This window comes from Thermorudis peleae (assembly GCF_000744775.1).
In the GTDB taxonomy this organism is placed as follows: domain Bacteria; phylum Chloroflexota; class Chloroflexia; order Thermomicrobiales; family Thermomicrobiaceae; genus Thermorudis; species Thermorudis peleae.
Window position 1 is genome coordinate 1,066,936 of record NZ_JQMP01000003.1, and the last position, 14,665, is coordinate 1,081,600.

The 14,665-nt window shown below is 60.1% G+C and carries 8 protein-coding genes, 3 tRNA genes and 3 rRNA genes; 13 read left to right on the plus strand and 1 reads right to left on the minus strand.

What is annotated here, in order from left to right; all coding sequences use genetic code 11:
- Positions 1–26: 26 nt before the first annotated feature.
- Together N675_RS07760 and lon are read left to right on the plus strand one after the other, a co-directional pair.
- Complete coding sequence (locus N675_RS07760) at positions 27–497, plus strand: Hsp20/alpha crystallin family protein (RefSeq protein WP_038038847.1); 471 nt, start codon at positions 27–29, stop codon at positions 495–497.
- Positions 494–3,022 (plus strand): endopeptidase La, encoded by a 2,529-nt coding sequence (gene lon / locus N675_RS07765; protein WP_197066281.1) that lies wholly within the window; start codon positions 494–496, stop codon positions 3,020–3,022. The genes N675_RS07760 and lon overlap by 4 nt, the downstream gene beginning before the upstream one ends.
- A gap of 99 nt (positions 3,023–3,121) precedes the next feature.
- On the opposite strand, the gene N675_RS07770 is transcribed toward lon, so the two are convergent.
- A complete protein-coding gene (locus N675_RS07770; protein ID WP_038038848.1) occupies positions 3,122–3,889 on the minus strand; it encodes a gamma-glutamyl-gamma-aminobutyrate hydrolase family protein in 768 nt (255 codons plus the stop codon).
- 64 nt (positions 3,890–3,953) lie between these two features.
- Here N675_RS07770 and N675_RS07775 point away from each other — a divergent pair, with 64 nt between their 5' ends.
- The 11 genes from N675_RS07775 (at position 3,954) to N675_RS07825 (ending at position 14,661) form a co-directional block, all read left to right on the plus strand.
- Positions 3,954–4,145: a hypothetical protein gene (locus N675_RS07775; protein ID WP_038038850.1), complete on the plus strand. Its 192-nt coding sequence runs from the start codon at positions 3,954–3,956 to the stop codon at positions 4,143–4,145.
- A 199-nt stretch (positions 4,146–4,344) separates the two neighbouring features.
- A 16S ribosomal RNA gene (locus tag N675_RS07780) occupies positions 4,345–5,862 on the plus strand.
- 227 nt (positions 5,863–6,089) lie between these two features.
- Positions 6,090–6,163: transfer RNA gene (locus N675_RS07785), tRNA-Ile, on the plus strand.
- A 12-nt stretch (positions 6,164–6,175) separates the two neighbouring features.
- A tRNA-Ala gene (locus N675_RS07790) sits at positions 6,176–6,248 on the plus strand.
- A gap of 120 nt (positions 6,249–6,368) precedes the next feature.
- A 23S ribosomal RNA gene (locus tag N675_RS07795) occupies positions 6,369–9,339 on the plus strand.
- A gap of 127 nt (positions 9,340–9,466) precedes the next feature.
- A 5S ribosomal RNA gene (gene rrf, locus N675_RS07800) occupies positions 9,467–9,586 on the plus strand.
- The 16S, 23S and 5S rRNA genes sit together here with 3 tRNA genes alongside, the layout of an rRNA operon.
- A 21-nt stretch (positions 9,587–9,607) precedes the next feature.
- A tRNA-Met gene (locus N675_RS07805) sits at positions 9,608–9,679 on the plus strand.
- Positions 9,680–9,865: 186 nt separating this feature from the next.
- On the plus strand, positions 9,866–10,855 hold the full coding sequence (cpaB, locus tag N675_RS13675; protein ID WP_051914460.1) for a Flp pilus assembly protein CpaB: 990 nt from the start codon (positions 9,866–9,868) through the stop codon (positions 10,853–10,855).
- Positions 10,852–12,117: a CpaE/TadZ family protein gene (locus N675_RS07815; RefSeq protein WP_051914462.1), complete on the plus strand. Its 1,266-nt coding sequence runs from the start codon at positions 10,852–10,854 to the stop codon at positions 12,115–12,117. Before cpaB ends, N675_RS07815 begins: the two co-directional genes overlap by 4 nt.
- Positions 12,118–12,171: 54 nt before the next feature.
- Positions 12,172–13,665, plus strand: coding sequence for a TadA family conjugal transfer-associated ATPase (locus N675_RS07820; protein WP_038038851.1), 1,494 nt, complete (start codon positions 12,172–12,174; stop codon positions 13,663–13,665).
- A gap of 18 nt (positions 13,666–13,683) precedes the next feature.
- Positions 13,684–14,661 (plus strand): type II secretion system F family protein, encoded by a 978-nt coding sequence (locus N675_RS07825; protein WP_038038852.1) that lies wholly within the window; start codon positions 13,684–13,686, stop codon positions 14,659–14,661.
- Positions 14,662–14,665 lie beyond the last annotated feature (4 nt).

Consider the following 14,665-nt stretch of genomic DNA (forward strand, 5'->3'; position numbering starts at 1 on the left):
GCTGACCGGTAGGGTGGAGGTCGGGAATGCTCATCATCCGACGGCAGCAACAGCAGGACGCAGGGCGAGCTGTCCGGGAGGTCGCGGAATTCTTTGAATCCTGGATTATTGGCTTTCGCCCGCTCTATCGCTCGCAGAGCGGTGTTTGGCGTCCACCGACTGAGGTCTATGAGGATGACCGTGGTCTTGTCATCCGCGTCGAAATTGCTGGTGTGCGTGAAGAAGATATCAGTGTCGTGATTGACGATACCGTCCTGCGTATTTCTGGGGTGCGCCGGCCACGTGAAAGTGGCCAGAGACGAACCTATTACGAAATGGGCATTTTCTATGGTCCATTTGCTACAGAAGTGCTCCTGCCTTTTGCGATAGAACTTGATGCGGTCGATGCAATGTACGATCAGGGCTTCCTCGAAGTCGTGCTCCCGCGTGTGCGCACGACTCGTGTTGTGCCCTTACGCATAACAGACTCGACCGCACAGGAGGGGACGAACGAATGACAGAGTATGAACGCTTCAATGAAGAGCCTGAGCCCACCATGGGTGAAGGGCTGGGCCAGGATCCTGAACCTGGTGACCTGAGCGAATCAGCAACGCAGCCAGAGCGCTATATCCTGCCGATCCTTCCACTGCGGAACACGGTGGTCTTTCCGATGACGGTTGTGCCTCTTGCGGCAGGACAACCACGGTCGCTGCGGTTGATTGATGATGTCGCTTCGGGCGATCGCACGGTTGGACTCGTGCTGCAAAAGGACCCAAAGAAGGAAGGTGCTGGTCCCGGCGAGGTCTATACGGTTGGGACGGTTGCTAGCATCCATCAGATGATGCGCGTGCCAGACGGAACGGTGCGCCTTGCGGTGCAGGGCATGCGGCGCATGCGCATCGTCGAGTGGGTTGCTGAGGAGCCCTATCTTAAGGCACTTGTTGAGGACTATCCCGAGACTGTCGAAGACACCATCGAAGTCAAGGCGCTCATGCGCACGACGCTGGAATTGTTCCAGCGGCTGGTCTCGCTCGTATCGAACTTGCCCGAAGAGCTCGTTACGGCTGCTCTGAACATCGATGATCCGCTCCATCTCGTCTACCTCGTTGCTTCCAATCTGCGGATGGAGCCGGAGGAGCGACAGCAGCTCCTTGAGCTGGACAGTGCGCGTGAAAAGTTGCTGCGACTCAATGCCTTCATGAGCCGCGAACTTGATCTCCTGGAATTGGGTAAGAAGATCCAAAGCGAAGTCCAGGAGGAGATGGCGCGCACGCAGCGCGAGTACTACTTGCGCGAGCAACTCAAGGCTATTCAGCGCGAGTTGGGCGAGACGAGTGAGCAAGAGGCGGAGATCAACGAGTTACGGGCTAAGATTGAACAGTCCGGTATGCCTGAAGAGGCCCGCCGGGAAGCTATGCGCGAGCTTGATCGCCTCCAGCGCTTGCCCCCGGCTGCAGCAGAGTACGGCGTCATTCGAACCTATCTTGATTGGCTGGTTTCCCTGCCGTGGAACAAGAGCACGGAAGGGGAGATCGATATTGCGAAGGCGCGACAGATTCTCGACGAGGATCATTATGACCTCGAGAAGATCAAGGAGCGAATCCTGGAGTACCTCGCCGTTCGTCGCCTTCGCAAGGAACGCGGTGAGACGGAAGGCGAGCCAGCGCGCGAGCCGATTTTGTGCTTTGTTGGGCCTCCAGGCGTCGGCAAGACAAGCCTCGCTCAATCTATCGCCCGGGCGTTGGGACGAGCGTTCACGCGTATGTCGCTCGGCGGCGTTCACGATGAGGCTGAGATTCGTGGGCATCGCCGGACGTACATCGGTGCCATGCCCGGCCGGATTATTCAGGCAATTCGCCGTGCTGGAACCAATGATCCCGTCTTTGTCCTTGACGAGATCGATAAGGTTGGTGCCGATTGGCGTGGTGATCCAGCTTCAGCGTTACTCGAAGTTCTTGATCCGGAGCAGAACCATAGCTTCCGCGATCACTATCTCGATGTACCGTTTGATCTGTCGAAGGTAATGTTTATCGCGACAGCAAACGTACTCGACACGATTCCAGCGCCGCTTCGCGACCGTATGGAGATTCTGACCCTCTCGGGATATACCGATGAGGAAAAGCTCCAGATTGCGCGCCGTTATCTCATTCCGAAGCAATTCCGACGCCATGTGCTGAATCCCGAGGACTTCGAGGTGACTGATGAGGCGATCCTCGAAATCATTCAGCACTACACCCGTGAGGCAGGCGTGCGCAACCTGGAGCGTGAAATTGCTAGCATTGCGCGCAAGCTTGCCACACGCATTGCTGAGGGCAAGGAAGTGCCTCGCGTCATCACGCCGGAGGAGGTCCATCAGTTCCTTGGCAAGCGTCGCTTCTACTATGAAGAACTGTCAGAGCGCACTGCGCAGCCAGGGGTGGCGATTGGTGTCGGCGTGACGCCGGTCGGTGGCGATATCATGTTCATTGAAGCAACGCGTATGCCTGGTCGTGGCAATCTGACGATCACCGGTCAGCTCGGTGAAGTAATGCGCGAGTCAGCCCAGGCGGCCCTAAGCTTCGTGCGTTCGCATGCACAAGCCTTTGGGATTGATCCTGATTTCATGAAGGATACGGACATTCATATTCACGTCCCAGCAGGGGCAATTCCCAAGGATGGCCCGTCCGCTGGGGTGACGATTGTGACAGCACTTGTGTCGCTGCTCACTGGTATTCCAGTGCGCTCGGATGTCGCGATGACTGGTGAGATCACGCTGCGTGGGCAGGTGCTGCCCGTTGGGGGCATTAAGGAAAAGGCGCTTGCGGCGCAGCGCGCTGGGATCAAGACCTTCATCTTGCCGAAGCGCAACGAATTAGATTTGGATGAGCTTCCGTCAGCGCTGCGTGAGAACATGCGCTTTGTCCTCGTTGATCGCATCGAGGACGTGTTGCGGGAGGCGATGCCGGAGGAGTTCCAGCAGCGACTTGCTGAAGCTGCGCACGCTGGCGGCGAGCGCCGCGAGGTCGGTGAACCGATTGCAGCGGCAAGTGAAGATCGGCGGTAGCGGGTAGGTTACTGTCTTCCTACAGCGCCCAGACTATTCTTCATGGTCTGGGCGCTGCGTTTTTCTACACCGCGAAGCGCTAGACGATGCACTGATGATTCATGATGATGAGGGCGTGCTGATAGTACGTGCGAGCTGAGCAGTTCGGGCCGCCTCAACGAAGGCGGCAAAGAGAGCTCGATGCTCGGGGTGTGCCTCGACCATCAGTTCAGGGTGCCACTGCACCCCAATGACAAACTGCGCACTTGGCAACTCAAGTCCTTCGATAATCCCGTCGTCTGCACGGCCACTCACGATCAGCCCTGCTCCAGGCTGACGCACGGCTTGGTGATGGAAGGAGTTAACCCAGACTGTTGTTGAGCCATAGATCGACGCGAGAAGACTGCCCTCGGCGAGATGAACTGCATGGCTTGGCTCATCCCCAGGGACACCCTGCTCGTGTTGCTGGTGGGCAAGCGAAGAAGCGATCATCGATGGGATATCTTGGTAGAGTGTGCCGCCGAAGGCGACATTCAGTACCTGACAGCCACGGCAGATGCCCAGAATTGGCAGTTCGCGTGCGAGTGCCGCGCGTACAAGTTGGAGTTCAAGCTCGTCGCGTCCTGAGTGGATCCCGTAGGTCGTGGGATGAATCGTCTCTTCGCCATAGCGATGTGGTGCGATGTCTGCACCACCGGAGAGGAGAATGCCATCGACGTGATCCAGGAGCGAGCCGGTCGCGAGCGTCGGAAGCGGTGGCAACAAGATCGGCTCGCCTCCAGCTGCAGCTATGGCGTGAGCATACGCGGCCGTAAGCGTATAGCGTTCATACGGTTGCTTTGGTGGCTCGGGGGCGAGTAAACTAACAGTAATGCCGATAAGCGGCATGGCAACACTCCTTTCGTTGCCAGGATAAAGCAGAACGAGCAAAAAGGACAGGGGGCAGGGCAGGATGCCACGAAAGTGGTGGCTTTGGCAGATACCGTATATCGGTGCGGTGCTCATGGCGATTGGGCTGCGTCTCAGTGGCCATGCTTCTTGGGGAGCGGCAGCGGCGATGATTGGGGCGCTGTTTGTGTACGGCGTGGTGGAACGTCGTCGTGCACGTCATGCGCTCCTCCATGAGCAAAGCTGTGAGCATTGAGCGCTGTTGCTCTTGACGTGTGTCGGCGTGGTGGGTATACTATCCGATGCGTTTGGGAAGCCGGCGCATGAAGCTGGCTGGACCCGGCACCTTGACAACTGAGGCGTAGTCGAGTGCCCTGGCGAATGCCAAGCCGCTGCCTCAGGCGGATGAAAGACGCGAACGTGCTGCATAGGTAATCCATGCAGTTCTGGTTGAGGTGGTGGAGAGTTTGATCCTGGCTCAGGGACAACGCTGGCGGCGTGCCTAATGCATGCAAGTCGGACGGGAGCCGCGGAAGCGGTCGACCGTGGCGGACGGGTGCGGAACACGTGGGGAACCTGCCCTGGCGTGGGGGACAACCCTGGGAAACTGGGGCTAATCCCGCATACGCTCCTCTGGTGGTAGGCTAGGGGAGGAAAGGCCGGATGGTCGCGCTGGGAGGGCCCTGCGGCCTATCAGCTAGACGGTGTGGTAACGGCGCACCGTGGCGATGACGGGTCGCTGGTCTGAGAGGACGGCCAGCCACACGGGGACTGGGACACGGCCCCGACTCCTACGGGAGGCAGCAGCAGGGAATCTTCCGCAATGGGGGCAACCCTGACGGAGCGACGCCGCGTGGAGGACGACGCCCTGCGGGGTGTAAACTCCTGTTCGGGGGGACGAAGGCAGTGACGGTACCCTCGGAGCAAGCCCCGGCTAACTCCGTGCCAGCAGCCGCGGTAAGACGGAGGGGGCGAGCGTTGCCCGGAGTCACTGGGCGTAAAGGGCGCGTAGGCGGCTGGGCGCGCCGCGCGTGAAAGCCCCCGGCTCAACCGGGGAGGGTCGCGCGGGACGGTCTGGCTCGAGGGCGGGAGAGGCGGGTGGAATTCCCGGTGTAGCGGTGAAATGCGTAGAGCTCGGGAGGAACACCGGTGGCGAAGGCGGCCCGCTGGCCCGTACCTGACGCTGAGGCGCGAAGGCGTGGGGAGCGAACCGGATTAGATACCCGGGTAGTCCACGCAGTCAACGATGCGGGCGAGGTGTGGGGCGTGTTGACCCGCTCTGTGCCGGCGCTCACGCAGTAAGCCCGCCGCCTGGGGAGTACGGCCGCAAGGCTAAAACTCAAAGGAATTGACGGGGGCCCGCACAAGCAGCGGAGCGTGTGGTTTAATTCGACGCAACGCGCAGAACCTTACCAGGGCTTGACATGGCCTCGGACCTGGCGGAAACGCTGGGGTGCCCTGCTTGCAGGGAGCGAGGTCACAGGTGCTGCATGGCTGTCGTCAGCTCGTGCCGTGAGGTGTTGGGTTAAGTCCCGCAACGAGCGCAACCCTCGGGGCCAGTTACGCGGGTGTCTGGCCCGACTGCCGGGCGCAACCCGGAGGAAGGAGGGGATGACGTCAAGTCCGCATGGCCCTGACGCCCTGGGCGACACACACGCTACAGTGGCCGGGACAATGGGCGGCCAAGGGGCGACCTGGAGCCAATCCCGCAAACCCGGCCGTGGTGGGGATCGCAGGCTGCAACCCGCCTGCGTGAACGCGGAGTTGCTAGTAACCGCCGGTCAGCCATACGGCGGTGAATACGTTCCCGGGCCTTGTACACACCGCCCGTCACGTCACGAAAGCCGGCTCCACCTGAAGCCGGTGGGCTAACCCACGGAAGTGGGGGGCAGCCGTCGAGGGTGGGGCGGGTGATTGGGACGAAGTCGTAACAAGGTAGCCGTACCGGAAGGTGCGGCTGGATCACCTCCTTTCTAGGGAGCTGGGTGGATGCTCAGCTTCTGGGTCAACCGGTGTGGTGCAGGTGCGGGTTGCACTGGGACGGGGTGGCGGTGGTCGCGTGGGGGCCTGAGGAAGCCGGCGGGGATGCCGGTGGAGGGTCTGCCCCAGGACCACTCATCACGCCGGAGTCGTCACACCGTCGTGCCTCGCCTGAGGCAGCGGTTGTGCACTCGGCTACGCGTCAGGTGTCAAGGGCCATGGGCGTTTAGCTCAGGTGGTTAGAGCACACCCCTGATAAGGGTGAGGTCCCTGGTTCGAGTCCAGGAACGCCCACTGGGCCAAGACGGGGCTGTAGCTTAGCTGGGAGAGCGCCGCCTTTGCACGGCGGAGGTCAGGGGTTCGAGTCCCCTCAGCTCCACCTTGGCTCTGGCACGTTACCAAGTGATGTGGGAAGCAGACGAACGTCCTGTCGCACGGTAGCCGGGCTTGGATCGATCTGGCAGTGTTGACCAGATCGGCGCGCAAAAACCCAGGACGAGGGACTGGGTGAGGAGGGCGCGTGGTGGATGCCTTGGCGGCTGGGGCCGAGGAAGGACGCGGCCGAGCGGCGAAACGCCCCGGGGAGCTGCGGGCGAGCGGAGATCCGGGGGTATCCGAATGGGGCAACCTGCCCAGGCGAGGAGTCTGGGCGCCTCCACGGTGGTGGAGGAGGGCACCGGGGGAAGTGAAACATCTCAGTACCCCGAGGAAGCGAGAGGCAGGCCCGGAGTAGTGGCGAGCGAAACGGGCAGAGCCCAAACCGCACGAGCTAGGTGGCCCGCTGGCCGGAAGCTGGTGCGGGGTTGTGCGGCCCATCGGGCTTGGGCAGCGGACCGAGCACGGAGTGAGCAACCGCTGGGCTAGCCGAACGCGGCTGGAAGGCGCGACCGGAGAGGGTGAGAGTCCCGTAGGCGGTGGCGCAGCGGCTCCGGGATGGGTGCGCGAGTACTGCCGGGCACGAGGACCCCGGCAGGAAGCAGGGGAGACCACTCTCCAAGGCTCAGCACCCCAGCCGACCGATAGTGGACGAGTACCGTGAGGGACCGGTGAAAAGGACCCCGGCGAGGGGGGTGAAAGAGCGCCTGAAACCACGCGCCCCCAGGCGGTCGGAGCCTGTGGTGAGCAGGTGACGGCGTGCCTATTGGAGCATGAGCCGGCGAGTGGCCGTTCGTGGCGAGGCGAAGGGAGGGGCACCCGAAGCCGGAGCGCAAGCGAGTCCGCAGAGGGCGCAGAGTCGCGGGCGGCCGACCCGAAACCGGGCGAGCTACCCCTGGCCAGGCTGAAGCGCTGGGAAGACCGGCGTGGAGGGCCGAACCGGTGTCCGTGGCAAAGGGCTCGGAGGAGCTGGGGGTAGGGGTGAAATGCCAAGCGAGCTCGGAGATAGCTGGTTCTCCCCGAAATGGCTTGAGGGTCAGCCTTGGCGGGCAAGCCATGGCGGTAGGGCGCTGGTGCGGTGCGGGGGCGCGGAGCCTACCAAGCCGCGTCAATCGCCGAAGGTCATGGCTGGAGCGCCGGGAGTGAGACTTGGGGCGACAAGGTCCTGGGTCGAGAGGGGAACAGCCCAGACCGCCGGCTAAGGTCCCGAAGGTGGGCTGAGTGGGCAAGGAGGTGCGGGCGCGCAGACAGCCAGGAGGTTGGCTTAGAAGCAGCCATCCTTGAAAGAGTGCGTAACAGCTCACTGGTCGAGTGCCCGTGCGCCGACAATGGAACGGGGCGAAGCCCACCACCGAAGCCGCGGGCTGCAGGGCGTGGTGCGCTGCAGCGGTAGGGGAGCGTCGGCGTCAGCGGGGAAGGTGCGGTGGGAACCGTGCTGGAGCGGCGCCGAGTGCGAATGCCGGCACGAGTAGCGTGAGCGGACGGTGAGAATCCGTCCCACCGGAAGCCGAAGGGTTCCGCAGCGATGCTCGTCAGCTGCGGGTGAGGCGGGCCTCAGCTGAGGGCAGGAGCCGTAGGCGAGGGACAGCCGGTGAAGATTCCGGCCCCGCAGCAGGTCCGGTTGGAGCGGCGGGGGGACGCAGTGCGAAGCGTCCGGCGGCCGCAGGGGCCGTCGAAGCGGGGTAGGGGGCCACCTGAGGGAAAGCCCGGGTGGCGGGACCCTGAGCCGCGAGGGCGAGGGGAGGGAGCGATCCCTCCACCGAGCGGGCGTGGGGCGCTGCCGCGAAAAGCCTCGCCGTGAGGGCCTGGTGCGTCCGTACCGCAAACCGACACGGGTCGGCTGGTCGAGGAGACCGAGGTGGGCGGGTGAGCCCCCGTCAAGGAACTCGGCAAGTTGCCCCCGTAACTTCGGGAGAAGGGGGGCCCCGGTAGGGTGAGGAGCCCGAGGGGGTTGCAGCGAAGGGGCCCAGGCGACTGTTTACCAAAAACACAGGTCTCGGCGAAGGCGGAAAGCCGACGTATCGGGGCTGACGCCTGCCCAGTGCCGGAAGGTGAACCGGAGGGGTGATGAGCCCCGAAGGGAAGCCCCGGTGAACGGCGGCCGTAACTCTGACGGTCCTAAGGTAGCGAAATTCCTTGTCGGGTAAGTTCCGACCCGCACGAAAGGCGTCACGACCTGGGCGCTGTCTCGACGGGGGGCCCGGTGAAACTGCAGAGTCCGTGCAGATGCGGACGACCCGCGGCGGGACAAAAAGACCCCGTGGAGCTTGACTCCAGCTTGCCATCGCGTGCGGGCCGGGCCTGTGCAGGATAGGTGGGAGGCGGAGAAGCGGGGCCGCCAGGTCCCGTGGAGCCGGCGGTGAGATACCACCCTGGCCGGGCCGGCGCGCTCACCCAGGCGGCGGGAGCGCCGCTGGGGACGGTGGCTGGTGGGGAGTTTGACTGGGGCGGTCGCCTCCTAAAGGGTAACGGAGGCGCCCAATGGTCCCCTCAGGCCGGAGGGCAATCGGCCGGAGCGTGCAAGGGCAGCAAGGGGGCTTGACTGCGAGGGAGACACCCCGAGCAGGGCCGAAAGGCGGGCCTAGTGACCCCATGGCGCCGGGTGGAAGGGCCATGGAGCAACGGATAAAAGCTACCCCGGGGATAACAGGCTGATCGGGCCCGAGAGTTCCCATCGACGGCCCGGTTTGGCACCTCGATGTCGGCTCGTCGCATCCTGGGGCTGGAGGAGGTCCCAAGGGTTGGGCTGTTCGCCCATTAAAGCGGCACGCGAGCTGGGTTCAGAACGTCGTGAGACAGTTCGGTCTCTATCCGCCGCGGGCGCGGGACGGTTGCGGGGGGCTGGCCCTAGTACGAGAGGACCGGGCTGGACGGACCGCTGGTGTGCCAGTTGTCGGCCGACCGGCAGCGCTGGGTAGCCAGGTCCGGCAGGGATAACCGCTGACGGCATCTAAGCGGGAAGCCTGCCCCAAGATGAGCCGTCCCATCCCATACGGGAGTAAGGCCCCGGGGAGATGACCCGGTAGCGAGGCGGCAGGTGGACGGCGGGTAACCGACCGGAGCTGAGCCGCCCTCATGGCCGAGGCCAGTCCCTTGTATACTGGGTTTTTACGCCGTCGGTTTGGTCAGCACTGCCAGGCCGATCCATGGTGCCGTGTTCTCTCCGACGTTCGTTTGCTTCCTCCATCACCTCTTGCTGGAGTGCAGCTGGGGGTGCGGTGTGCGCGTGGCCGAGAGCGGCGTCGATTCCACCCCGAACCATCCCGAACCGGGTCGTGCCCGACGCTAGCGCCGGAGAGTACTGCGCGGGGGACCGCGTGGGAGGCGAGGCCGCTGCGCGCACACCCCACCTCCAGCCAGTGGCGCGGGGTGGAGCAGCGGCAGCTCGCCGGGCTCATAACCCGGAGGTCGTGGGTTCGAATCCCACCCCCGCTACCGCCGCCGTGGGGCACCCCCTCACGGCGGCTTCGCGTTTTGAGCTCTCTGGGGCTCTCGTCTCCGCAAATGCGTACTAACGTACCATTGAGCCGCACTCGCCTCCACCTCTACACTCGCAACTGTCAGATAGCGTCGGAGGCGGCAGGGATGCCGCACGTTACGCGGTAAGGGGGCAGAGCAGGGATGCTACGGGGTGGACGGCTCTTTCTTGTCCTCGGTATGGTACTGGCTGTTCTTGCCGTTCTCCTCGGGATTATCGCGCTCTCACAGCGGGGTCAGCAAGCCACGGTCACCCCAACACCTGCTGGCGTACCGGTTGTTGTTGCTGCACGTGATATTCCAGCTGGTACTGTACTCACTGCCGATGACGTGCAGGTTGAGCGCGTTGCCCAGGGAGCAGCTGCTGCCGGTGTTGTCCAGTCTCCATCTCAGGTCATTGGTCTCGTCACGGCAAATGCATTGGTCAAAGGCCAGCAAATTACTGTTGCCAACCTTCAGAGCAGTGGCGTATCCGTGGCACTGCAACCGGGCAAGCGTGCTATTGCATTGCCGGTTGATCGTGTAACGGGGGTCGGCGGCCTAGTACAGCCGAACGATACAATCGATATTATTTACTCAGGGCGATTGACCCTCACTGGCTTACTGCCAACATCACCGTTGCAATCAGCCTCGGATCAGAAAGGGTTCTCGCCTCCGCAACTCACGCTTCCTGCTCCAAATCAGCCAACACCCGCAGCATATCCTTTTCCTGGCGAGCCAGGCTCGCAAGTCATCATCTCAGATGGAGCGAATGGCGCTCCAGTAACGAAAATCGTGCTTCAGAATATTCGCGTCTTGCAGGTGTTGGCAGGAACGCAAGTTGTTTCTTCAGGTGCCACAACACGGCCAACTTCGACGACTGGGACGGCTACGCCGCAGCCGACGCAGCCAGGTAGCGCTGGAGGGGCGAGTGTCTCAGTCCCAGCGGTTGATTTGTTGATTCTTGAAGTTGATCCGCAGCAAGCTGAGGTCATTGCTTTTCTCGTTGCTCAGCAGGCGCACTACCAAGTTGTGTTACGCGCACGAAACGATCAGGATACCGCGAAGACGACCGGGATTACCTATGACCGTCTCTTTACCGACTATGCACTCCCAATGCCTCATTCATATCGTGTACCGGGAGGTCCGCAATGACCAGCGGTTTACCCATTCGCGTGCTCATCGTTGATGATGTTCCAGAAAGCCGGGAAAGTATTCAACGGCTTTTGAGTTTTGAACCAGACATTCACGTTGTTGGCCAGGCGAGCCGGGCTCAGGAGGCCTTAGAGCTTACCGCGCGGCTCCAGCCAACGGTTGTGCTTATGGACACTACCTTGCCCGATATGGACGGCCTTCAGGCAACGTTGACATTAACCGCACAATTTCCTGGAGTGGCCGTTATCATTCTCTCCGTTGAAAGTGACCCAGAATTACTTCGGCAGGCAATGGTTGCAGGGGCGCGCGAGTTCCTTGTGAAACCATTCCGCTTCGAGGAGCTTGTCGCTGCAATTCGTCGGGTTGCGTTGTTTGCTCGCCCAGCTTCTCCGCCCTCTCCAACCGTAACAGCGCAGCCGACTCGTGCCGCAGTTACACCACCAGTTGATCAGCAGAGTCGTGTCATCGCAGTCGTCGGTATGAAAGGCGGCGTAGGGCGAACGTTTCTTGCATCGAACCTTGCCGTTATGCTTGCCCGACTTGGGCGCCGCGTTATTCTTGTTGATGCAGATCTTATGTTTGGTGACGTTGCTGTTTTATTCAATGTGCCGAAAGGGAAAACATGGACCGATGTTGCTCACCTCTCTGGTATGCTTGATCCTGAGGTTGTTCAGGATCTCTTAACTGTGCACGCAAGCGGCGTTCACTTGCTGCTTGCTCCATATACTCCGCAGGAAGCAGAGACGATATCCGTTGACCATATCCAACAGGTTTTGCCATTCATCCGGCAACTTGCTGATGTTGTTCTGTTTGATACGTATCCAAGCTATAGCGAAATAACGCTGGCTGTTATGGATGCTGCTGATACGTTGCTGTATGTTCTCACGCCAGAAATGACTGCGATTAAAGATGCACGGCAATTTCTCGATGTGATTGAGCTTCTTGGATATACCGAAAAGCGGGTGTTGTTTGTCTTAAATCGCGTTCATCCGGCAGCCGGGATCACGGCAGCCGATATTGAGGAAAGCTTGAAACAATCGTGTCTTGTCCGCTTTCCTGATGATGCTGCACCAGTTCTGCGCAGTATTAATGAAGGGATGCTGTTCGTCGACCGATATCCAGAGCATCGTATTAGTGAAGAATTCCAACGACTTGCCGCAATCTTATTTGAGGGCGAGAGTACCCATATTTCGACGGAATCACAGGGGCGTCGACGTCGACTGTTTGGTGGACTAATCCTCAGTCGAAGAGCAACGTCGTAATGTTAAGGAAGGGACGCCATGCTGGTCGAGCAAGCGTGATTGGAGGGTAACGGGATGTCACTTCTACGACGCATTGGCACAGGATCCCTCGACTCGACGCAAGCGAATGCTGAACCATCACTGGATCAAACACCTCCGCCTTCAACAACCAATCTCTCCCGGCTTGCTCGTCCTGGAGCGATGCCTTCGTCGTCATCATCGGGGAAGGCGATCAGCGGTGGCGAATTGAGTAGCACGCTACGGCGACCGAATTTGAGCAGCCCAACGAGCACAGGCGCGGAAGGCCTTGCTGAGCTGAAGAGCCGTATTCAGAATCGCTTGATCGCTGAGCTTGACCCGCGAATGGACTTCAGCAACCCTGAGGAAGTCCGGCGGACAGTCGAGGAAACCTTTCTGGCTGTCCTGGAAAGTGAAAATATCACGCTGAGTCGCATCGAGCGAGTTCGACTCTTCGAGGCGATTGCTGCCGAAATTCTTGGATACGGACCAATTGAACCGTTATTGAAAGACGATACGATCACTGAGATCATGGTCAATGGTCCCAAGCAAGTCTATATCGAGCGCAACGGCAAAATTGAGAAGACCGATATTACGTTTGATGACGATGATCACGTCATGCGGATTATTGATCGCATTGTCTCGCCACTTGGACGACGCATTGATGAGAGTTCGCCAATGGTCGATGCGCGATTGCCCGATGGCTCGCGTGTCAATGCTGTCATCCCTCCGATCTCACTTGTTGGCCCAGTGTTGACGATCCGAAAATTTGCTCGTGATCCGCTTACGGTTGATGATCTGATTCGCTTTGGCACGATGACGCCAGAAATTGCAGCCTTTCTCAAGGCATGTGTTGAAGCGCGGCTGAACATTGTGGTCTCCGGAAGTACTGGGGCTGGAAAAACAACCCTGCTCAATGTCCTTTCGTCATTTATCCCGGGTGATGAGCGGATTGTGACAATTGAGAATGCCGCCGAGCTACAGCTTCGACAAGAACACGTTGTCACGTTGGAATCGCGGCCACCCAACATTGAAGGGAAAGGGGAAATCACGATCCGCGATCTTGTCATCAACGCGCTGCGCATGCGGCCGGATCGCATTGTCGTTGGTGAGTGCCGGGGCGGCGAAGCGTTGGATATGCTCCAGGCGATGAATACCGGACACGATGGCTCAATGACAACGGTGCACTCGAACAGCCCGCGCGATACGCTTCACCGACTAGAGACAATGGTTCTTATGGCAGGGATGGATCTTCCGATTCGTGCAATTCGCGAACAAATTGCGTCAGCACTTGACTTGATTATCCATGTCGCGCGTTTGAAGGATGGAACCCGACGGATCGTGGCAATTACGGAAGTGCAAGGCATGGAGGGTGATGTTATCGTCTTGCAGGATATTTTCACCTTTGAGCAGACCGGTATGGAGAATGGTCGCGTCATTGGCCGCATTAAGCCTACTGGTATTCGTCCGAAGTTCGTTGAAAAGTTTGAGGTAGCAAATATTTATCTGCCGCCAACGGTCTTTGGCGTGAGCTTTACTCGCCCCTTCTAAGAAGGGAGGGCACAATCAATGGCTACTCCATTACTTGTCCCAGCACTCCTGCTGCTTGCCGCGGCGATTGCACTCGTTGTAGCTGGCCTCTTGCAGGCAAGAGAAGCGAATCCCCTTGTTGAACAGCGTCTCGAGCAATTTGGTGCCCGTCAGGAGTTTGAGGGAGAGGGATCTGCCGGGCGGGCGTCAAATGTATTGGCGCAGCAACTTGATCGAGCAGTCCAGGGCCGTTCCTTCGCCGAACGTCTCCGTACTGACCTGGCGCGGGCCGATCTCCGCCTGACTGTCGGTGAATATCTCCTCATCCGCGCTGCCAGTGTCAGCATCGGGTTCTTGGTAGGGTTTGTTCTTGGTCGCGGACCAACTCGTCCTTTCATGGGGTTGCTTATGGGAATCCTTGTCGCGATGCTCGGCTGGCTCGCTCCGCAATGGTACGTTGCGTGGCGAGCGCGACGACGGCTTCGAGCGTTTGTCAACCAGCTCGGTGACACCATTACACTGATGGCCAACTCATTGCGCGCTGGGTATAGCCTCTTGCAGACAATCGAACTGGTTTCCCGCGAATCACCCTCGCCAATGCGTGACGAGTTTCAACGCGTTGTCCGCGAAGTTGGATTTGGGATCCCGACCCAGGAAGCTCTCCAGCACTTACTCCGACGTATTCCAAGTGAGGATCTTGATCTTCTAATCACAGCAATGAATATTCAGCACGAGGTGGGCGGAAATCTCGCGCAAATATTGGATATTATTGGTGAAACCATTCGTGAGCGTGTGCGCATTCAGGGGGAGATCCGTGTGCTGACGGCGCAACAGACATTGTCTGGTTACATTATTTCGGGGTTGCCAATCGCGCTTGCTGTCTTTCTCTTCATTCTCAATCCTGACTATATGGCAAGCCTCTTCACGTTTCCCTGGATTATTTTGCCGATTCTTGGCTTTGTTTCAATGATTATCGGGTTCATCATGATGCGACGGATCGTGTCGATTGAGGTGTAGCCAA